The organism is Rhizobium sp. BK661 (genome assembly GCF_024808825.1).
GTDB lineage: Bacteria > Pseudomonadota > Alphaproteobacteria > Rhizobiales > Rhizobiaceae > Rhizobium.
The window spans coordinates 159,870-178,164 of the sequence record NZ_JANTYT010000003.1 but is presented as its reverse complement, the minus strand read 5'-3'; the positions used below and the strand labels follow the sequence as shown (position 1 = coordinate 178,164).

The window sequence follows — 18,295 nt, the reverse complement described above, 5'->3', positions numbered from 1 at the left end:
TGAAATGACAACCAGACGCGATTTCCTGAAACAGACGGCGGCCACCGGCGTACTCGCCGCCACGTCCGGGCTGGCCTTGCCTGCGCTTGCGCAGAAGAGCTCCATCAAGCTCGGCTACGTCAGCCCGCAAACGGGGCCGCTCGCCGCGTTCGGCGAGGCCGACAAGTTCGTCATCGAGAACTTTCTCGCGACGACAAAGAAGATGGGTCTCGACTATCAGGTTGTCGTCAAGGATAGCCAGTCCAATCCCAATCGCGCCGCCGAGGTGACCAAGGAGCTGATCGTCACCGACGAGGTGAACCTGGTGCTCGTTTCCTCGACGCCGGAGACGACCAATCCGGTGTCGACCACCTGTGAAGCGGAAGAAATGCCGTGCATTTCGACGGTGGCACCGTGGCAGCCATGGTTCATTGGCCAGCAGGCCAATCCCGGCGACCCGAATTCCTGGAAACCGTTCAACTTCGCCTATCACTTCTTCTGGGGACTCGAGGATATCATTGCCGTCTTCACCGGCATGTGGGGCCAGGTCGAGACCAACAAGAAGGTCGGTGGGCTCTTCCCCAACGATGGCGATGGCAATGCCTGGGGGGACAAGGTCGTCGGCTTCCCGCCGGTACTCGAAAAGCTTGGCTATACGCTGACCGATCCCGGCCGTTTCCAGAACCTTTCGGACGATTTTTCCGCGCAGATCAACGCCTTCAAGCAGGCGAACGCCGAGATCGTTACCGGCGTCGTCATCCCGCCAGACCTTACAACCTTCTGGAACCAGGCGAAGCAGCAGGGCTTCAAGCCGAAGGTCGCCTCGGTCGGCAAGGCACTGCTTTTCCCGCAAACAGTGGAATCGCTCGGCGATGCCGGCCACAATCTTTCGACCGAAGTGTGGTGGACGCCAAGCCATCCCTTCAAGTCGTCGTTGACGGGCGAGACCGCAGCGCAGGTCGCCGACGCCTTCACCAAGGCGACGGGCCGTCCCTGGACGCAGCCGATCGGCTTTGCCCACGCCCTGTTCGAGCTCGCGGTCGATGTCATGAAGCGCGCCGACGAACCCGGCGACGGCGAGGCGGTTGCCAAGGTCATCGGCGAAACGAAGCTCGATACGCTCGTTGGGCCGGTCGCCTGGGGCAACGACAAGCTGCCGCCGTTCGCCCAGAAGAACGTTGCGAAGACACCGCTCGTCGGAGGCCAGTGGCGACTGAAGCAGGGTGGCAAGGGTTATGATCTGATCATTGTCGAGAACGCTACCGCCCCGAACATTCCGACTGGCGGAAAGATGGAGCCGATCGCCTGAGCGCATCGGCGCTTGCGGATCGAGGGAGCCGTGGAGGCGGCTCCCTAATGGGAGAGAGATGGATGCCAATACTGGAACTGGAAGGTGTCTCGAAGAAGTTTGGCGCGTTGACGGTCGCCGAGCAGATTTCCTTTGCCGTGGAGGAAGGGGAGGCGCTTGGAATCATCGGCCCCAACGGCGCCGGAAAGTCGACCCTCTTCAACCTGATCACCGGGAATATTGCGGCAGACAAAGGGACAATCCGTTTCATAGGCTCCGACGTAACCAAGACCCCGCCGATGGCACGGTGCTTTGCGGGTATGGGCCGCACGTTCCAGATCCCGCAACCCTTCGATCAGCTGACCGTGTTCGAGAATCTGCTGGTGGCAGGGTCCTTCGGCGCGCAAAAACGGGAAGGGGAGGTCACGGATCGCTGCGCGGAAATCCTCATCGACACTGGCCTGATCGACAAGGCCAATGCCACGGCTGGAAGCCTGACGCTGCTGCAGCGTAAGCGGCTGGAACTCGCCCGCGCGATGGCAACCAATCCGAAACTCTTGCTGCTCGACGAGATCGCTGGCGGACTGACGGAGGGCGAATGCCGGGCGCTGGTCGCCACCATCCGTGGCCTGCATAACAAAGGCATTGCGGTGATCTGGATCGAGCATGTCCTGCATGCGCTGAACGCCGTGGTCGGACGCCTGCTCGTGTTGCATTTCGGCCGGGTGATCGGCATCGGAAAACCAGACGAGATCATGAATTCGAAGGAAGTGCGCGAAATCTACCTGGGGATCGAGGTCTGATGGCTCTGCTTGAAACCCACGCTTTGACGGCTTCCTACGGCGATTTCCAGGCGCTGTTCGGCGTCGAAATCGGCCTTGGTGAGGGCGAAACGCTGGCAATCATCGGCGCAAACGGGGCCGGCAAGACCACGCTCATGCGCTCGCTTTCCGGCGTCCTGAAGAACGAGCCGGACTCCATCCGTTATCGCGGAGAGGCGATCGGCGCCCTCGGAGCTCCCGACGTTATGGCACGCGGGATCGCCATGGTGCCCGAAGGCCGGCGTTTGTTTCCGTCCTTGACCGTTGAGGAGAACCTGCTGGTCGGGACCTACGGCCGCAAGACCTCAGGTCCCTGGACGCTCGACAGCATCTATGCACTGTTCCCGATCCTCAAGGAGCGACGGCGCAGCCCCGCAACCGCGCTTTCCGGCGGTCAGCAGCAGATGGTGGCGATCGGCAGGGCATTGATGTCCAATCCGGATGTACTGCTTTGCGATGAGATCAGCCTCGGATTGGCGCCGGTCGTGGTGCGCGACATCTACGCCGCCTTTCCACGGATCCGCGAAACCGGCGCGGCCATCATCATCGTCGAGCAGGATATCGCCCAGGCGCTCAAGGTGTCCAATCGGGTCTATTGCATGATGGAGGGCCGCATCACGCTCTCCGGCAAGCCATGCGACCTCGATCGCGAGGCTATTCACAAGGCTTACTTCGGAGCGGATGGTCATGAACTGGCTTGATACGATAGCACAGGGCATCCTGCTCGGTGGGCTCTATGCGCTTTTTGCGGCGGGGCTCAGCCTCGTCTTCGGCATCATGCGGCTGGTCAATCTGGCGCATGGCGACCTGATTGTCTTCGCGGCCTTTCTGATCCTGCTGCTCGTTTCCCTGCTAGGGCTTCATCCTTTCGTTGCCGCGCTGGTTGCGGCTCCGCTCATGTTCGCAGCCGGTTGGGTGCTGCAATACCACCTGCTCAACCGCACGCTTGGAAAGGATATCCTGCCGCCGCTGCTGGTGACGTTCGGTCTTTCCATCGTGATCCAGAACGGCTTGTTGGAAGGATTTACGGCTGACAGCCGGCGGATTTCGGCCGGCACGCTCGAGACTGCCTCCGTTTCACTGGGGCCGATCAATGTCGGTGTCATGCCGATGCTCACCTTTGGCTCGGCGGTCCTCGCCATCGTTGCGCTGAACCAACTGATCTACCGGACCTCCGTCGGCCGGGCTTTTCGTGCCACATCCGACGACGTCACCACGGCGGGCCTGATGGGCATCCGGCCGCAACGCATTTTCGCCATGGCAACGGGTCTTGCCATGGTGGTGGTGACGATTGCTGCACTCTTCCTGGGAACGCGCGCCAATTTTGATCCCACGTCCGGACCGGCGCGCCTGATCTACGCATTCGAGGCCGTGATCATCGGTGGCTTGGGTTCGCTCTGGGGGACGCTCGCCGGCGGTATCATCCTTGGTGTCGCGCAGACGATCGGTGCTGCCGTCAATCCGGAATGGCAGATCCTCGCCGGGCATCTCGCCTTTCTTCTTGTCCTCCTCTTCAAGCCGCGCGGCCTCTTCCCGCGCGCAGTGGACTGAGCGTCATGGAACAGTTGCTAGCACCAGCCTTCAAAGTTGAGACCCGCACCGGCGCCTCCGCGGCATTCGCCGTCATCGCGGCGGTCGTCGTGATCCTCGCCTTTCTAGCGCCACTGCTGGTGTCGCGGGGCGCTGTCCAGGACCTGTTCTTCATCCTTACGATGCTCGTGTTGGCACAATGCTGGAATCTGCTTGCCGGATATGCTGGTCTGATTTCGGTCGGCCAGCAGCTCTTCGTCGGATCTGGGGCCTACGCGATGTTTGCGCTGGTCAGCCTGTTCGGGCTCGACCCGGTGGCGGCGGTCACCGTCGCCGGGTTCTTCGCGGCAATCGTTGCGGCACCGACGGCCTTCTTCACCTTTCGCCTCTACGGTCCCTATTTTGCCATTGGCACATGGGTCATCGCCGAGGTGGGGCGTCTGCTCTTTGCGCAATGGAAGGCGCTTGGCGGTGGCACCGGCACCTCGCTCCCCCGTGATGCGACGCGCGACATGATCGGCATCGATTTGTTGAAATCCTTGTTCCGCATGAAGTCGGCGGAGGCCGGCGATGCGCTGACCTACTGGCTTGCGCTTGTGCTCGCGTTGCTGACGATCGGAGCCATCTACTGGCTGCTGCGCTCACGACATGGGCTGGGCCTTGCCGCAGTTCGCGACAATGAGCAAGCGGCCCGAGCCGTTGGCGTCGATGCCCGTCGGATGAAGACGATGGTTTACCTGACCGCGGCATTTCTGACCGGCTGCTGTGGAGCGCTGATCTATGTCCAGAAGCAGCGCATCTCCCCGGACGCCGCCTTCTCGGTGATCGACTGGACCGCCTACGTGATCTTTATCGTCGTCATCGGCGGCATCGGCACAGTCGAAGGCCCGATCGTCGGCGTCATCGTCTTTTTCCTGCTGCAAAACCTGCTTGCCGGCTATGGCTCCTGGTATCTCCTGATCCTCGGCCTGGTTGCGATCGTCACGATGCTGCTCGCCCCGCGCGGGTTGTGGGGGCTGTTCTCCGATCGCACCGGCATCCAGCTGTTTCCGGTTCGCCGTATCCTCAAAGGCGGACCTCTCGAACACAAGAAGATAGGAGGGCCAAATGGCTGATATCACAACGGACGTACTCATCATCGGAACGGGCCCGGCAGGCTCGGCAACCGCGGCGCTGCTGTCGACCTACGGCGTCGAGAACATGGTGATCAATCGCTATCGCTGGCTTGCGACCACGCCGCGCGCCCACATCACCAATCAGCGTACGATGGAGGTCCTGCGCGACCTCGGTCGGGACGTCGAGGATGAAGCCTACATGTTTGCCGCAGAGCAGGACCTGATGGGCGAGAACGTCTTCTGCACCTCGCTGACCGGTGAGGAAATCGGCCGCATGAAGAGCTGGGGTAAGCATCCGCTGTCTCGTGCCGAGCATCAGCTCTCTTCACCGAGCCTGATGAACGACCTGCCGCAAACCTTCATGGAGCCGCTGCTCTTCAAGACTGCCTGCTCGCGCGGCACGCAGGCGCGCATGTCGTGCGAATATATCAGCCATGAACAGGATGCCGATGGTGTCACGACCACCTGTCTTGATCGGCTGACCGGTAAGGAATTTACCGTCCGATCCAAGTTCCTGGTTGGCGCCGACGGCGGCAATTCGAAGGTGGCGGAACATGCGGGCCTTGCCTTCGAAGGCAAGATGGGCGTCGGCGGCTCGATGAACATATTGTTCGAGGCTGATCTGTCGCGCCATGTCGCACATCGGCCCTCCGTGCTCTATTGGGTGCTGCAGCCGGGCGCTGATGTCGGCGGCATCGGCATGGGGCTCGTGCGCATGGTGCGGCCGTGGAACGAATGGCTGATTGTCTGGGGTTACGACATCAACCAGCCGGCGCCTGAGGTGACCGAGGATTTCGCCATCAAGGTTGTGCGCGAACTCGTCGGGGATCAGGAGCTTCAGCCAAAGATCAAGTCGGTGTCAACCTGGACCGTAAACAACATGTACGCGACGACGATGTCGAACGGACGCGTTTTCTGCATGGGCGACGCGACGCATCGCCACCCCCCGTCGAACGGGCTGGGCTCCAATACGTCAATTCAGGATGCCTTCAACCTCGCATGGAAGCTGTCGATGGTCCTGAAGGGACAGGCCGGGTCGGGACTGCTTGATAGCTACAATGCCGAACGTGCGCCTGTCGCCAAGCAGATCGTGACGCGGGCGAACAAGTCGATTGAAGAGTTCGGCCCAATCTTCAAGGCGCTTGGCCTATTGGACTCGGTCGATCCCGTTAAGATGCAAGAGAATATGGATGCGCGCTGCCAGGACACGCCAGACGCGGAAAAGCAGCGTAAGGCGATCCGCGATGCGATTGCCTACAAGGTCTATGAATTCGATGCGCATGGCGTCGAGATGAACCAGCGCTACAAGTCGGCCGGCATTGTAGCGGACGGCCGACCCGAACCCGCCTTTGCGAAGGATCCGGAGCTGCACTATCAGCCAACAACATGGCCCGGCGCTCGATTGCCGCACGCCTGGTTGTTCAATCAGAGCGGCGAGAAAGCTTCGACCCTCGATCTGACCGGCCACGGCACCTTCACCATCCTGACCGGCATTGGCGGTGACGGCTGGGCTGCTGCCGCTAAGGTGCTCGCGAAGGAGTTCAACATCCGGATCACCACGCACGTCATCGGACCGCGCCAGCAATGGCAGGATCTCGTTGGCGAGTGGGCCAACGCGCGAGAAGTGCGGGATTCCGGCGCCATTGTGGTACGTCCCGACCACCACGTCGCCTGGCGCGCGGACGAGATGGTTTCCAATCCGGAAGCCGAATTGCGCCGCGTCCTGAAATCCATTCTTGATAAGTGAGAGCAACATGGAAGCGCATGAAAAGGGCTTCTTCACGGAAGAAGATTCGGTGGCGGTCGTGACCGGCCGTAACAAGAACGCCAAGGACGAACGCCTGAAACAGGTGATGGAGGTCATCACCCGAAAACTCCACGAAGCAGTGAAGGAGATCGAGCCGACACAGGATGAGTGGATGCAAGCCATTCTCTTCCTCACGCGCACGGGGCAGATGTGCAACGAGTGGCGGCAGGAGTTTATCCTGCTTTCCGACACGCTCGGGGTGTCGATGCTGGTCGATGCGATCAACAATCGCAAACCGTCGGGTGCCTCGGAAAGCACGGTACTCGGCCCGTTTCATGTTGCCGACGCACCCGAGCTGCCGATGGGTGCGAACATCTGCCTCGACCAGAAGGGCGAGGACATGGTCATCGAAGGCAGGATACTGGATACCGATGGACGGCCGATCGCCAACGCGGTCCTTGATGTGTGGCAGGCCAACGACGAGGGCTTCTACGATGTCCAGCAGAAGGGCATTCAGCCGGACTTCAATCTGCGCGGCGTGTTCCGGACCGGGCCGGACGGGCACTATTGGTTCCGGGCGGTGAAGCCAAAATACTATCCGATCCCCTACGATGGTCCGGTGGGGCAGATGCTGAAGGCGCTAGGGCGCCACCCCAATCGACCCGCGCATCTGCACTACATCATCAAGGCAGACGGCTTCGAAACACTGATCACGCACATCTTCGATCCCGACGATCCCTACATCGACTCGGATGCGGTGTTTGGCGTTAAGGAAAGCCTGCTCGCCGAATTTCGCCGAACAACCGATGCCGAACGCTCGAAACAGTATCAGTTTGCCGGCGACTTCTGGGAGGTGAAGCACGACTTCGTGCTTGCTCGGGCGAAGCGATGAGGTGATCAGCCAGACGACTGTGCGGCGACGTTAACCAATCATCAACGCTGCCGCACGAGTCCGGTACCTTTTGTCTGTAGATGGCGTGTGGGTCGCCCCGACGCGATTGCGCTGCGCCACAGTCCGTCTATCTTGGCGCGGAGCGTTCCAGTGTAGCGCAACCGGGTAGGGATCATGAAAGCCGCGTTCCGTGTAACCTTGTTGACTTTCGCAGCCTTGCTACCGGTTGTGGCAGGTGCCGCGGACGGCTGGAATCCCGATGGCAGGGGTACGAGCACTTGGCACGTGGAGCCATCAGAGGGCACCTGTAACGTCAGTCAAGCGACCAACAGGGCCCGACGCGCCGGCATCTACCGCACGGATCTCGTCTATCGCGACGAGAATGTTCTGACGCTGCGAGGGCTGACAGGGTGGGGTGATCGCCGCGAGATCACTTTCGCCAATGTGCGCGGGTGCCCCGAGGTCGGATTTCAAGATCTTCAGCAGAGTCAGCCGGCGCGTTGACTGAGAGGGCCTACCGGCGCGGGCGACCGGTCGAAGGAGGAGGCCGAACGAACCCGCCGCCGGTATCCGACAGCGGGTCTCGCTTTTCAAGACTTTGCAGCTCGCTGTTTTCGATACTGCGCGGTCGGCAGTCCACCCCAGCCCCAATTGTCGAGATCGACTTCCTCGATGACGACATAGGTCGATTCAAGAGGCTTGTTGAGGACGTCGAGCAATACCTGGCTGACGCCCTTGATGATCGCGGCCTTTTCCTCGGCGGTGACCGAAGTGCGGTCGGGCGTCGTTCCTTCGCGGGTCACTTGTACGGTAACAATGGGCATTGCAGTCTCCTTTCTGGAGGTTGAACTTGAGGGTGGCTATGCTGCGAGCAGGGCGCCAATCTCCTGCTCCAATGTGTCGACATGGGCATATCCGTTGCCAATCCGGTGCAGTTTGCCTTGGTCAGAAAGAAACAAAGTCGGAAAACTCGATACTCCCATAGATCGCGCCCTGACGAAATCGGAAGCAGTAGCATCGATCGTGCTCTTGGCTTGCCACACCGTGAGGAACTCGTCCTGTGTGATGGGATAACCGGCAGCGCTCAGAGCCTCGGCACCGACTTGCGCGAGGACCGCACCATCGGTCGTATCGAGGGCATCGACGTAGAATGCGTGCTGGATGGCGCGGAAGACCGGCAACAGATCGGCTTCCGGCTTGAGAATACGCGCCGCCACGACCGCCCGGCAAACGGGCTCGGTGTCATAGACGAAGCCCTGACGGGCCATCAATCCGTCCCGATTGAACGGCAGGCCGCTCGCCTGTTCCACCCTTGCCCAGTGTTCCAAGCGAAAACGCTTGCCGGCATCATCAAGCACGTCGGTCGCACCGGCGCGCAAGCCTCCGACGACGATCTCAAGCGACATGTCGGGATGACGCTCCTGCAGGGCCGTCATTTCCTTTCCGAAGCCATAGCACCAGGAGCACATTGGATCGGCGACCAACACCAGTTTCATTTTTCACCTATTGAGCTTTGTCTCGACGGCGACTGCGGCCGTCCGGGCTCGCAGTCGCGGAATAAAATTGGTCCGGCCGAGCCGGGGCGCCCGGCCTACCAGCGACCGGCGTTCTGGCCGCCATCGACGTGGAGGATCTCGCCAGTGACGAAGCTCGCACCCTCGAGATAAAGGACGGCATCGACGATATCGCGAATCTCGCCCATCCGGCCTACCGGATGCAGTGTGGAGAGTGCTGCGTGCGTTTCCTGCGGATGCATCGGGGTCTTGATGATGCCCGGCGAGACTGCGTTAACGCGAACGCCGCTCTTTGCGTATTCGATAGCCAGCGACTGGGTAACAGCGTTCAACCCTCCCTTCGTCAGAGAGGCGAGGGCGGCCGGGACCCCTGCGATAGGCTGGTTCACTAGGCTCGTCGTGATGCTGACGATATGACCGGAGCCCTGCTTCAGCATTTCGGTCGCCGCGCGCTGCGTGATGTGGAAGAAACCGGCGACGTTGACGCCCATGTTGTGGTTGTAGTCGTCTTCGGTGAATTCAGTGAACGGCTTGGCAAGAAAGACACCGGCATTGTTCACCAATGTGTCGATGCGACCGAAACGCTCGCGTGCTTCGCGGACGACGCGTTCGGCAGTTTCCGGTTTGCTGATATCCCCGGGTACGGCGATGATGCCGGTGTCGGAGCTAGGCTCGATCGAGCGTGAGGTGGCGACGACGCGGTAGTTGCGGTCGCGGTAGGCTCGAACCAATGCTGCGCCGATGCCTTGTGATGCGCCGGTGATAATGGCGACCTTCTGTTCCGTGCTCATGATGGGATCCTTTCAAGTGCAGCGGCCTTTCAGTTGCTGGCCGCCCTACGCCCTCGGCGTTGGTGCATTTGATTTAGATCCATCCGATCATTGAGAGAATTGACGTTGATTGATCAACAATCAACCGTATTTCGGCACAATCAGGCGAGCATACCAGCCGCTGTTGCCATGCGCGCGAACTCGGAACGCAGCCGCGGCGTTGCGAAGTCCACAAAGGCGCGGACCTTGGGCACGGACATGCGGCCTTGTGGTGCGAGCAGATGCACAGGCAAGGGCGGGTGTTCCGCGTCCGCGAGCACGATCTTCAGCTGACCGTCGCGCACGTAGGATGCGACATGGTAGGAATAGAGTCTCGTCAGGCCGCCGCCTGCAGCCGCCGATGCCGCGGCAGCGCGAACGCTGTTGAAGATACAGCGCGGCGTGAAATGCACGACCCTGGGGATGGTGGTCCCCTTCGCCGGTATGAAACTCCAGGAATCCAGCCCGAAGTTGCTGAACGCGATGATCTGATGTTTTGCCACGTCGCCCGGCTCGTCGATGCGCGGATGAGCTGCCAGATAGCGGGGGGAGGCGACCACGACGCGTCGCACATCGCCACCGAGACGGGTGGAGACGTGCGAAGAGTCCGACAGGTGGCCGATACGCACCGCGAGGTCGACGCCCTCATCGACCAGGTTGACGAAGCGATCCAGCATGAGAAAGCGGACAGAGACGGTCGGGTGAAGGTTGAGGAAGTCGTCCAGTATAGGGCGCAGGACCTCTTCGCCGAGGATCGGTGGTGCGGAGATGGTCAGAGTTCCGCGCGGAGCCGCGCGCTCGCCGCCCGCCAGCATGTCGGCTTCTTCAAGATCGACCAGTACGCGCCGGCAGGCTGCTGCATAGCGTTGGCCCGCCTCGCTCAGCTTCAGCGTTCGAGTGGTCCGATGCAGCAACTCGACACCAACATGCGCCTCCAAAAAGCTTAGCGCCCGGCTGACCGCTGTTGGCGATCGCTTCAGATTGCGGGCGGCGCCGGCGAGGCTGCCCTCGTCAATTGCCGTCACAAACACCTTCATTGCGTCGATGCGATCCATTGTGCCGCCTCGCGGAATAGTGATTGCCCGGCGGCGAGTATTCACCCGAAATTGGACGGAAGTAAATATCGGGGATGAAACCAGGAAAGCCTGAGCCAGTGCGCTATCTGTGGATGGGCCCGGCGGTGGTTCGAAGGATCGGGTTTTCAGGGGGCAAAGCCTTGCAACGCGCCATGCTCACGTTCGGGCAAAGTGAGATGCCAGCCACGTCTTATGGTTGCTCAACAAAGGGAAACTGACGATGAAGATCCTGATGGTTTTGACTTCGCATGATAAGCTCGGAAACACCGGCAAGCCGACCGGCTTCTGGCTGGAGGAATTTGCCGCACCCTACTACGTGTTCAAGGATGCCGGCGCCGAGGTAACCCTTGCATCTCCGAAAGGCGGGCAGCCTCCCATCGATCCGAAGAGTGACGAACCAGCCAATCAGACAGAGGCGATGGCGCGCTTCAAGGGCGATCCAGCGGCGCAAAGGGCGCTTGCAAACACGGTGCGGCTCAGCGGGGTCAAGACAGATGGTTTCGATACAGTCTTCTATCCCGGCGGACACGGCCCGATGTGGGATCTCGCCAATGACGAGGACTCGATTGCCCTTATCGAAAGCTTCTACACTGCAGGCAAGCCGATCGCCTTGGTCTGCCACGCACCCGGGGTTCTGAAAAAGGTAACCTACCAGGGGCAGCCGTTGGTCAAGGGCAAGCGTGTCACCGGTTTTGCAAACAGCGAGGAAGAGGCTGTCCATCTCACCGAAGTCGTGCCCTTTCTCGTCGAAGATGAATTGAAGCGTCTGGGCGGGCATTACGAGAAGGCCGCCGATTGGGTCGATTTTACGATTGTCGATGGGCGGCTGATCACGGGGCAGAACCCGGCTTCATCAGGCTCGGCCGCGAAGAAACTGCTGAAGCTCCTGAACTCCTGAACCGCCCGGCCGCTTGCATTCTGATACAAATCGGGCGGAAAGCGACACAACGGAGATACTTCGGGCTGGTCCCTTGCAGCCACCATCAACGACCAATGCGTAAGCATCGGTCAACTGCAGGGGATGACTATGCTGCTGTTCCTTATTGCCTACCTTGCAGGGGCCCTGACGATCGTCAGCCCCTGCATCCTTCCGGTCCTACCCTTCGTTCTGTCGCGGGCAGGCCAGCCCTTTGCGAGAAGCATCCTGCCGATGCTGGTCGGCATGATCGTGACTTTCGCGGGCGTGGCAACGCTTGCTGCCGTCGGCGGCAGCTGGGCGGTGCACGCCAACGAAATCGGTCGATATGCCGCCATCGCGCTGATCGCCGGCTTCGGCGTGACGCTGCTCTCGCCGCGCATCGCGGCAGTCGTGACGCGGCCAGCCGTCGCCCTTGGCAGCCGCCTGTCGCAGCAGGCGAGCGGCAAGGGTGGCGTCAGCACCTCCTTCCTTCTCGGCGTTGCAACGGGCCTTCTCTGGGCGCCCTGCGCCGGCCCGATCCTTGGACTGGTCCTGACCGGTGCCGCCCTCCAGGGGGCGAACGTTCAGACAACGCTCTTGCTGACCGCTTACGCGGCAGGTGCCGCGACCTCGCTGGCGATGGCTGTTCTTGCCGGGGAGAAGGTGTTTGCGGCGATGAAGCGATCGCTCGGCGTTGGCGAGCGTCTGCGCCAGGGTCTTGGTATAGCCGTGCTGGCCGGCGTTACCGCCATTGCCCTTGGGCTTGATACCGGACTGCTGTCGCGTCTCTCCTATGCCAGCAGTGCCGGCATCGAACAGTCGCTGCTGGACAAACTGCATGGTTCGAGCGGTGTTGCAGAGCCGGGCGGCAATGCCATGCAACTTGCCGCGAACGATGCGCGGAAGGGATACCAGAGCGATTTGCCCGTCCTCGGACGCCTGCAGTCGCTCGACGGTGCCGTAGAATGGTTGAATTCCAAGCCGCTCACCGCGGAAGAATTGCGCGGCAAGGTCGTTCTCGTCGACTTCTGGACCTACTCCTGCATCAACTGCATTCGGACAATCCCCTACGTTCGGGCCTGGGCGGAGAAGTATCGGGACCAGGGACTGGTCGTGATCGGGGTCCATTCGCCCGAGTTCGCCTTCGAGAAGCGGATCGACAATGTCCGTCAGGCAATCGACAAGTTCCAGATCGGCTACCCTGTCGCGATCGACAACAACTTCAAGATCTGGAGGTCGTTCGCCAACAACTACTGGCCGGCCCACTACTTCATCGACGCGAAGGGCCAGATCAGGCACACCCAGTTCGGTGAAGGAGACTACGAGCAGTCCGAACGGGTCATCCAGGATCTGCTGGCCGAAGCAGCAGGTAGCAAGAAGGCAGATGCGGCCACCGTCGCGCCTGACGCCAAGGGTGCCGAGGCGGCGCCCGACCTTGCCCGACTGCAGTCGGGAGAATCCTACATCGGCTATCTCCGAGCTGCCAACTTCATCTCGCCGGAAGGAGTCAAGGCAGATGCCGCTCGCGACTACACCGTCGGTGAGCCGGGCCTCAACGAATGGGGGCTTACCGGAAAGTGGACCGTCGGCGGAGAGCAGGCCTCACTCGATCAGGCTGGCGGCGGCATCACATATCGGTTCAGTGCCCGAGATCTCCATCTGGTCCTCGGACCCGGGGCGGACGGCAAGAAGGTCCGCTTTCAGGTGAAGGTCGATGGGGCCGCACCGGGAGCCGATCATGGCTCGGATATCGATGCAGACGGCAATGGCACGGTTTCCGAAACGCGGCTCTACCAGCTGGTGCGCCAGTCGGGAGAGGTGCGGGAGCGGACGTTCGAGATCCATTTCCTCGATCCCGGTGTCGAAGCCTTCGTATTCACCTTCGGATGAAAGGATAAGATCATGAAACATCGAGAAAAAACTCGTTCGTCGTTGCTTGGCTCCATCGGAAAGCTAGGCATTGTGACCCTTGCCGTGATCGGAGGCGGCGGTCTTGTGCTCAAGCTAAGTGGCGGAGCGGCAGCGGAAGAGGCCAGGCGCGTTCCTCCGGTCCTCCACGATGTCGCCGCGACCCCAGCTACACAATCGCTGGTCCTTGCCGGCGGGTGCTTCTGGGGTGTCCAAGGCGCTTTCCAACATGTCGCCGGGGTTGTCAGCGCGACGGCAGGCTACGCAGGCGGGAGTGCCGCGACAGCCACCTACGAGATGACCGAGACCGGGCAGACCGGTCATGCGGAAGCAGTGGAGATCGTCTTCAATCCGCAGCAGGTCAGCTACGGTCAGTTGCTGCAGATCTTCTTCTCCGTGGTTCACGATCCGACACAGGTCGACCAGCAAGGTCCCGACGCCGGAAAGCAGTACCGCTCGGCAATCTTTCCGCTGAACGACGAACAGGAGAAGGTCGCCTCCGACTACATCGCTCAGCTCCGCGGCGAGGGTGCTTTTGTTCGCCCGATCGCGACCTCGATCGAGGTCGGGAAGACGTTCTATCGTGCCGAGGCCTATCATCAGGACTATGTCTACAACAATCCCAACCAGCCCTATGTGTACGTCTATGAGCAGCCAAAGATTGAGGCGCTGAAGCGGCTTTTCCCGGAAGAGTATCGGGAGCGTCCCGTTCTTGCCGCAGAACAGGCGGGCTGATTTTGCCGCGGCAATGTCGCGGGATATTTCTCCCGCGACATTGCGGCCTGGACCGGCCGCGACCAGGCCGCACCTACACAACGATACAGTTCTTCGGGGATTCGAACACATGCGGGATACGCGCGGTCGTCACGCTCGAGTTCTCGCCGGAAGATCAGAATTTTCCGGGAGTTGGCCCAGATGGGTCAAGCAATTGAGGAGAAAGCAATGCGCCTTCTAGTCACTTCCTTCGCCATGCTTGCGCTGGCAGCCGTACCATGCGCCTGGGACAGCGCTCCAGGCGAGCCGCCTCCGATTGCAGCGCTCTTCTCGCTACTGTCGCCTTCAGCCGATGCGGGCGCAAAGCAATTCGCGCAGAGCGCGGATACTGTCTTGGCCAAGGCGACGCCCGAAAGCTTGAACGACCGAGGAGATCGGCAATGAAATTGTTCGAGGACAAGATCTCGTCGGCGGCGTCGCGCGTCAGGATCGCGCTGGCGGTGAAGGGGCTCGACGTTGAGCGCGAGACAATCGGCATCCTTGGTGCCGATGCCGTCAATCGGAAGCCCGAATATCTGCAGGTCAATCCGCAGGGACTCGTTCCCGCCCTGCTGACCGACGAGGGCGTGCTGCTGACACAGTCCCTGGCAATCATCGAATATCTGGACGAACGCTACCCAGAGCCACCGCTGCTGCCGGGCAGGCTTGAGGATCGCGCCTTTGCGCGGGCCGTCGCCTTGGCGATCGCCGCCGACATCCATCCACTTCTTCCGCCCCGGGTGACCGCGCACTTGAGTGCGATTGGCGTTGGGTCGGCGGATGTCGCGGACTGGAGCCGCCACTGGATCGGCGTCGGCTTGACGGCGGTCGAAGAACTTCTTCGGCGGAGACCAACCGGCAAATACGCGGTTGGCGATATTCCAACGGTGGCCGATATCTGCCTGTTCCCGCAAGCCGTGAACGCTGAGAGGAACAGCCTCTCCCTCGATCAATGGCCGCGCATAGCGACTATTGTCGCCAGCCTTCGCGAGATCCCGGCCTTTGTCGACAACGGCCCCGTGCCGCGAACATGAGCATTCGCCGAATTTAAACGTCCCTCGCAAGTCGCTCACTGATAGATTCAACAGGAGGAATCTAAATGCTTGATAAAGCAAAACAGTATCCAAAAATCGGATCGCAGACGATTTTCGTCAACGAGTTGACCAACGGCATTCTGGACCCAGCGGCACCGATGCTCGGGCCGGTCGCCGATGGCGGCACGATCATTGCCAACACCGCTCCCGGGTGCTGGGGTCCGATGATCACGCCGGAAATTCGCGGAGGACATGAGGTGACGCGCCCGGTCGCGGTGGCAGGTGCGGAGGTAGGTGACGCGATTGCCATCCGCATCCGCTCGATTGTCGTGACCTCGTCGGCCACGGCATCCGGCAACGACGAGCCAATGGTGGGCCGGTTCAACGGCGATCCGTTCTGTGCGGCCGTGTGCCCCGGTTGCGGAGTGGAGTGGCCGCGCACGCGTGTCGAAGGCATCGGGCCGACGGCGATCCGTTGCGAAGCATGTGGGGCGGATGCGTCACCGTTTACCTTTACCAATGGCTATACGATCGCGTTCGACGACGAGCGACAGGTCGGTCTGACGGTGGGCAAGGCCGAGGCGGAAGCCTTCGCGGAAGATGCCGATCGCCTGATGGCGCTACCGGATGCGTCCATCCAGCATCCTATCCTGACTTTCGCGCCGGCTGATCTCATTGGTATCGCCACGCGCTTGCGGCCTTTTCTCGGGCAGTTGGGGACCACGCCGTCGAAGGCCATGCCGGACTCGCACAATGCCGGCGATTTCGGCGCGTTCCTGGATCATGCGCCCCACATCTACGCGCTGACCGCAGAGGAGATCGCCGAGCACAAGACGGACGGCCACCTCGACGTGAACACGGTCCGCGAAGGAGCCGTTCTGATCTGCCCGGTCAAGGTTCCCGGTGGTGGCATCTATCTGGGCGATATGCACGCGCTGCAGGGAGACGGCGAGATCGCTGGTCATACGTGTGACGTGGCTGGAACGGTCACCCTTGAGGTGCATGTCATCAAGGGGCTCGACATCGATGGGCCCATCCTTTTTCCGGTTCTCGATGACGTGCCGTTTCTGGCGCGCCCGCTCGACGAAGCCGAGCGGACAAGGGTCCAGGCGCTTGCCCGCAAGCACGGGGTGCGAAAGGTCGAGGACGATGCGCCCGTCTGCTTCATCGGCACCGGTCCAAACCTGAACGATGCCACCACGAATGGCCTTGAACGGGCCGCCGAACTCCTGGGGATCACCGTCCCCGAAGTGATGAACCGTGCCACATTGGCCGGCGCCATCGAAATCGGCCGTCACCCCGGCGTGGCCAGGGTGACGTTCCGGGCACCGCTCAACTTGCTGGACGCCAAGGGTATCGGCGCGTTCGCGCGGGGTGTTTACAACATTCCGTCCGCCAGTGCCTGAAGTCATCCGCTGACAAAATGCGCCGGCAATGCCGGTCGCAGCGATATTTGAGGTCGGGTCATGTCGTTGGCCCGGCCAATCTTGTTTCAGCAAGCCTGGGTTGTCGCGAACTGCTCACGAAAGTGCGCGAATGTATACCAATGTATCGCTAGACCGATACCTACATTGGCTTTCAATTCCAGGTATAGGACACACATTTGATACACACAGGTAGTGATTTATGCAGATGTCTTTAACACAGATCGGAGAGCAGTGATGGCAGAGGAAATCAATCAACAAAGACGGCGGTTCGTGGGCGTGGCAGCGCTGACCGTTGCCGCCGCGCAATTTGGCGCAATCGGCACGAGCGTTGCTCAGGCCGCGGCGCCGGCGGCTGCTCGAATCCCCACCATCGCGCCAGGCACCAATACCTCATTTGGCTCGATCAAGCAGATCGACGCAGGTCTGCTCAATGTCGGCTACGCCGAGCTGGGCGCGAGCGACGCGCCTCCTGTCATTCTCCTGCATGGTTGGCCCTACGATATCCATACCTATGTCGATGTTGCACCGCTGATTGCCGCCGCAGGCTATCGCGTCATCGTGCCTTATCTGCGCGGCTACGGCGCAACACGGTTCCTCTCGGACAAGACGATGCGCAACGGCCAGCAGTCGGCGATTGCCGCCGATATCGTTGCGCTCATGGATGCGCTGAAGATCGAAAAGGCGCTGATTGCCGGTTGCGATTGGGGAGCCCGCACGGCCTGCATTATCGCCGCCCTCTGGCCCGAGCGCTGCAAGGCCCTGGTTTCCGTCAGCGGCTATCTCATCGGTAGCCAGGAAGCAAACAAGGCACCCTTGCCGCCGAAGGCGGAGCTTGCCTGGTGGTATCAATTCTACTTCGCCACGGATCGTGGCCGCGCGGGCTATGAGAAGTACCGCAGCGAGTTCGCCAAGTTGATCTGGCAGCTTGCATCGCCGAAATGGAACTTCGATGATGCGACCTTCAATCGCAGCGCTGCCGCATTCGAAAACCCCGATCACGTCGACATTACCATTCACAACTACCGTTGGCGCATCAGCGCGGCCGAGGGTGAGAAGAAGTACGATGAGCTCGAAGCGCGGCTCGCGAAGTTCCCTGTCATCGGCGTACCGACTATTACGCTGGAGGGCGATGCCAACGGTGCCCCCCATCCCGAGCCGGCTGCCTATGCCAAGAAGTTCTCCGGCAAGTACGAGCATCGGCTGATTACCGGCGGCATTGGTCACAATCTGCCACAGGAAGCGCCGCAGGCCTTTGCACAGGCCGTGGTCGACGTCGACCGGCTCTAACCGGTCACCTTGGGGTGGTCGCGGCAAGCGGCTCCCCACATCCCTCCATTCCAGACATTGCACTCGGCGTTGGCGTTTCAATGCACTTTCGCCAGGTCTGGTTTCGAGCGCCCATTGCCTCGCCAAGAAGCGGCCGGGCCGTTCGTATCACATTGTATCGGGATCAGGTTTCCGCGGCAGTTGGCTACATTTTAGCACCGCGACGAAACATTCCAGA

19 protein-coding genes are annotated in these 18,295 nt (G+C 61.1%); 15 read left to right on the top strand and 4 right to left on the bottom strand.

Translation table 11 applies throughout. From position 1 onward, the window contains the following. Positions 1–4 precede the first annotated feature (4 nt). The 8 genes from FHX16_RS09650 (at position 5) to FHX16_RS09615 (ending at position 7,876) form a co-directional block, all read left to right on the top strand. The gene (locus tag FHX16_RS09650; protein WP_259127326.1) at positions 5–1,288 is read left to right on the top strand and encodes an ABC transporter substrate-binding protein; all 1,284 of its coding nucleotides are present in this window, start codon (positions 5–7) and stop codon (positions 1,286–1,288) included. A gap of 62 nt (positions 1,289–1,350) precedes the next feature. Next, a complete protein-coding gene (locus FHX16_RS09645; RefSeq protein ID WP_259127324.1) occupies positions 1,351–2,070 on the top strand; it encodes an ABC transporter ATP-binding protein in 720 nt (239 codons plus the stop codon). Next, the gene (locus FHX16_RS09640) at positions 2,070–2,789 is read left to right on the top strand and encodes an ABC transporter ATP-binding protein (RefSeq protein WP_183755511.1); all 720 of its coding nucleotides are present in this window, start codon (positions 2,070–2,072) and stop codon (positions 2,787–2,789) included. Before FHX16_RS09645 ends, FHX16_RS09640 begins: the two co-directional genes overlap by 1 nt. Then, on the top strand, positions 2,776–3,639 hold the full coding sequence (locus FHX16_RS09635; RefSeq protein WP_259127321.1) for a branched-chain amino acid ABC transporter permease: 864 nt from the start codon (positions 2,776–2,778) through the stop codon (positions 3,637–3,639). The genes FHX16_RS09640 and FHX16_RS09635 overlap by 14 nt, the downstream gene beginning before the upstream one ends. Before the next feature lie 5 nt (positions 3,640–3,644). Then, entirely contained in the window at positions 3,645–4,733 is a 1,089-nt protein-coding gene (locus tag FHX16_RS09630) for a branched-chain amino acid ABC transporter permease (protein WP_259127318.1), read from the top strand. Next, a complete protein-coding gene (locus FHX16_RS09625; RefSeq protein WP_259127316.1) occupies positions 4,726–6,480 on the top strand; it encodes an FAD-dependent monooxygenase in 1,755 nt (584 codons plus the stop codon). The genes FHX16_RS09630 and FHX16_RS09625 overlap by 8 nt, the downstream gene beginning before the upstream one ends. Positions 6,481–6,487: 7 nt before the next feature. Continuing rightward, complete coding sequence (locus FHX16_RS09620) at positions 6,488–7,372, top strand: intradiol ring-cleavage dioxygenase (RefSeq protein ID WP_114713614.1); 885 nt, start codon at positions 6,488–6,490, stop codon at positions 7,370–7,372. Between the two features lie 174 nt (positions 7,373–7,546). Continuing rightward, positions 7,547–7,876 (top strand): hypothetical protein, encoded by a 330-nt coding sequence (locus FHX16_RS09615; RefSeq protein ID WP_183861673.1) that lies wholly within the window; start codon positions 7,547–7,549, stop codon positions 7,874–7,876. An 86-nt stretch (positions 7,877–7,962) separates the two neighbouring features. On the opposite strand, the gene FHX16_RS09610 is transcribed toward FHX16_RS09615, so the two are convergent. The 4 genes from FHX16_RS09610 to FHX16_RS09595 all read right to left on the bottom strand — a co-directional run bounded on the left by FHX16_RS09610 (position 7,963) and on the right by FHX16_RS09595 (position 10,750). Continuing rightward, entirely contained in the window at positions 7,963–8,196 is a 234-nt protein-coding gene (locus FHX16_RS09610) for a 4-oxalocrotonate tautomerase family protein (RefSeq protein ID WP_183755517.1), read from the bottom strand. Positions 8,197–8,232: 36 nt separating this feature from the next. Then, on the bottom strand, positions 8,233–8,868 hold the full coding sequence (locus FHX16_RS09605) for a DsbA family protein (protein WP_259127309.1): 636 nt from the start codon (positions 8,866–8,868) through the stop codon (positions 8,233–8,235). A gap of 95 nt (positions 8,869–8,963) precedes the next feature. Further along, positions 8,964–9,677, bottom strand: coding sequence for an SDR family NAD(P)-dependent oxidoreductase (locus FHX16_RS09600; protein WP_259127307.1), 714 nt, complete (start codon positions 9,675–9,677; stop codon positions 8,964–8,966). A gap of 140 nt (positions 9,678–9,817) precedes the next feature. Then, positions 9,818–10,750 (bottom strand): LysR family transcriptional regulator, encoded by a 933-nt coding sequence (locus FHX16_RS09595; protein WP_183755519.1) that lies wholly within the window; start codon positions 10,748–10,750, stop codon positions 9,818–9,820. A 241-nt stretch (positions 10,751–10,991) separates the two neighbouring features. Between FHX16_RS09595 and FHX16_RS09590 the strand changes: the two genes are divergently transcribed. From FHX16_RS09590 to FHX16_RS09560, 7 genes are all read left to right on the top strand, one after another. Continuing rightward, a complete protein-coding gene (locus tag FHX16_RS09590) occupies positions 10,992–11,669 on the top strand; it encodes a type 1 glutamine amidotransferase domain-containing protein (RefSeq protein ID WP_183861667.1) in 678 nt (225 codons plus the stop codon). 129 nt (positions 11,670–11,798) lie between these two features. Beyond that, the gene (locus FHX16_RS09585; protein WP_183861665.1) at positions 11,799–13,559 is read left to right on the top strand and encodes a cytochrome c biogenesis protein DipZ; all 1,761 of its coding nucleotides are present in this window, start codon (positions 11,799–11,801) and stop codon (positions 13,557–13,559) included. A 12-nt stretch (positions 13,560–13,571) separates the two neighbouring features. Continuing rightward, positions 13,572–14,312 carry a peptide-methionine (S)-S-oxide reductase MsrA gene (msrA, locus tag FHX16_RS09580; protein ID WP_183861663.1) on the top strand — a complete coding sequence of 247 codons (741 nt, stop codon included), beginning with the start codon at positions 13,572–13,574 and terminating at the stop codon, positions 14,310–14,312. Between the two features lie 207 nt (positions 14,313–14,519). After that, on the top strand, positions 14,520–14,735 hold the full coding sequence (locus FHX16_RS09575) for a hypothetical protein (RefSeq protein WP_183861661.1): 216 nt from the start codon (positions 14,520–14,522) through the stop codon (positions 14,733–14,735). Continuing rightward, entirely contained in the window at positions 14,732–15,364 is a 633-nt protein-coding gene (maiA, locus tag FHX16_RS09570; protein ID WP_183861659.1) for a maleylacetoacetate isomerase, read from the top strand. The genes FHX16_RS09575 and maiA overlap by 4 nt, the downstream gene beginning before the upstream one ends. Before the next feature lie 65 nt (positions 15,365–15,429). Beyond that, entirely contained in the window at positions 15,430–16,770 is a 1,341-nt protein-coding gene (locus FHX16_RS09565) for an acetamidase/formamidase family protein (RefSeq protein ID WP_183861657.1), read from the top strand. Between the two features lie 255 nt (positions 16,771–17,025). Next, positions 17,026–18,078: an alpha/beta fold hydrolase gene (locus tag FHX16_RS09560; RefSeq protein ID WP_183755526.1), complete on the top strand. Its 1,053-nt coding sequence runs from the start codon at positions 17,026–17,028 to the stop codon at positions 18,076–18,078. Positions 18,079–18,295 lie beyond the last annotated feature (217 nt).

What these genes read in the sequence shown, in the direction of transcription:
- FHX16_RS09585 (WP_183861665.1), top strand. Translation starts at nt 11,799, where the DNA reads ATGCTGCTGTTCCTTATTGCCTACCTTGCAGGGGCCCTGACGATCGTC.
- FHX16_RS09600 (WP_259127307.1), bottom strand. Translation starts at nt 9,677, where the DNA reads ATGAGCACGGAACAGAAGGTCGCCATTATCACCGGCGCATCACAAGGC.
- FHX16_RS09625 (WP_259127316.1), top strand. Translation starts at nt 4,726, where the DNA reads ATGGCTGATATCACAACGGACGTACTCATCATCGGAACGGGCCCGGCA.
- FHX16_RS09595 (WP_183755519.1), bottom strand. Translation starts at nt 10,750, where the DNA reads ATGGATCGCATCGACGCAATGAAGGTGTTTGTGACGGCAATTGACGAG.
- msrA (WP_183861663.1), top strand. Translation starts at nt 13,572, where the DNA reads ATGAAACATCGAGAAAAAACTCGTTCGTCGTTGCTTGGCTCCATCGGA.
- FHX16_RS09635 (WP_259127321.1), top strand. Translation starts at nt 2,776, where the DNA reads ATGAACTGGCTTGATACGATAGCACAGGGCATCCTGCTCGGTGGGCTC.
- FHX16_RS09650 (WP_259127326.1), top strand. Translation starts at nt 5, where the DNA reads ATGACAACCAGACGCGATTTCCTGAAACAGACGGCGGCCACCGGCGTA.
- FHX16_RS09615 (WP_183861673.1), top strand. Translation starts at nt 7,547, where the DNA reads ATGAAAGCCGCGTTCCGTGTAACCTTGTTGACTTTCGCAGCCTTGCTA.
- FHX16_RS09620 (WP_114713614.1), top strand. Translation starts at nt 6,488, where the DNA reads ATGGAAGCGCATGAAAAGGGCTTCTTCACGGAAGAAGATTCGGTGGCG.
- FHX16_RS09640 (WP_183755511.1), top strand. Translation starts at nt 2,070, where the DNA reads ATGGCTCTGCTTGAAACCCACGCTTTGACGGCTTCCTACGGCGATTTC.
- maiA (WP_183861659.1), top strand. Translation starts at nt 14,732, where the DNA reads ATGAAATTGTTCGAGGACAAGATCTCGTCGGCGGCGTCGCGCGTCAGG.
- FHX16_RS09645 (WP_259127324.1), top strand. Translation starts at nt 1,351, where the DNA reads ATGCCAATACTGGAACTGGAAGGTGTCTCGAAGAAGTTTGGCGCGTTG.
- FHX16_RS09605 (WP_259127309.1), bottom strand. Translation starts at nt 8,868, where the DNA reads ATGAAACTGGTGTTGGTCGCCGATCCAATGTGCTCCTGGTGCTATGGC.
- FHX16_RS09565 (WP_183861657.1), top strand. Translation starts at nt 15,430, where the DNA reads ATGCTTGATAAAGCAAAACAGTATCCAAAAATCGGATCGCAGACGATT.
- FHX16_RS09630 (WP_259127318.1), top strand. Translation starts at nt 3,645, where the DNA reads ATGGAACAGTTGCTAGCACCAGCCTTCAAAGTTGAGACCCGCACCGGC.
- FHX16_RS09575 (WP_183861661.1), top strand. Translation starts at nt 14,520, where the DNA reads ATGCGCCTTCTAGTCACTTCCTTCGCCATGCTTGCGCTGGCAGCCGTA.
- FHX16_RS09610 (WP_183755517.1), bottom strand. Translation starts at nt 8,196, where the DNA reads ATGCCCATTGTTACCGTACAAGTGACCCGCGAAGGAACGACGCCCGAC.
- FHX16_RS09590 (WP_183861667.1), top strand. Translation starts at nt 10,992, where the DNA reads ATGAAGATCCTGATGGTTTTGACTTCGCATGATAAGCTCGGAAACACC.
- FHX16_RS09560 (WP_183755526.1), top strand. Translation starts at nt 17,026, where the DNA reads ATGGCAGAGGAAATCAATCAACAAAGACGGCGGTTCGTGGGCGTGGCA.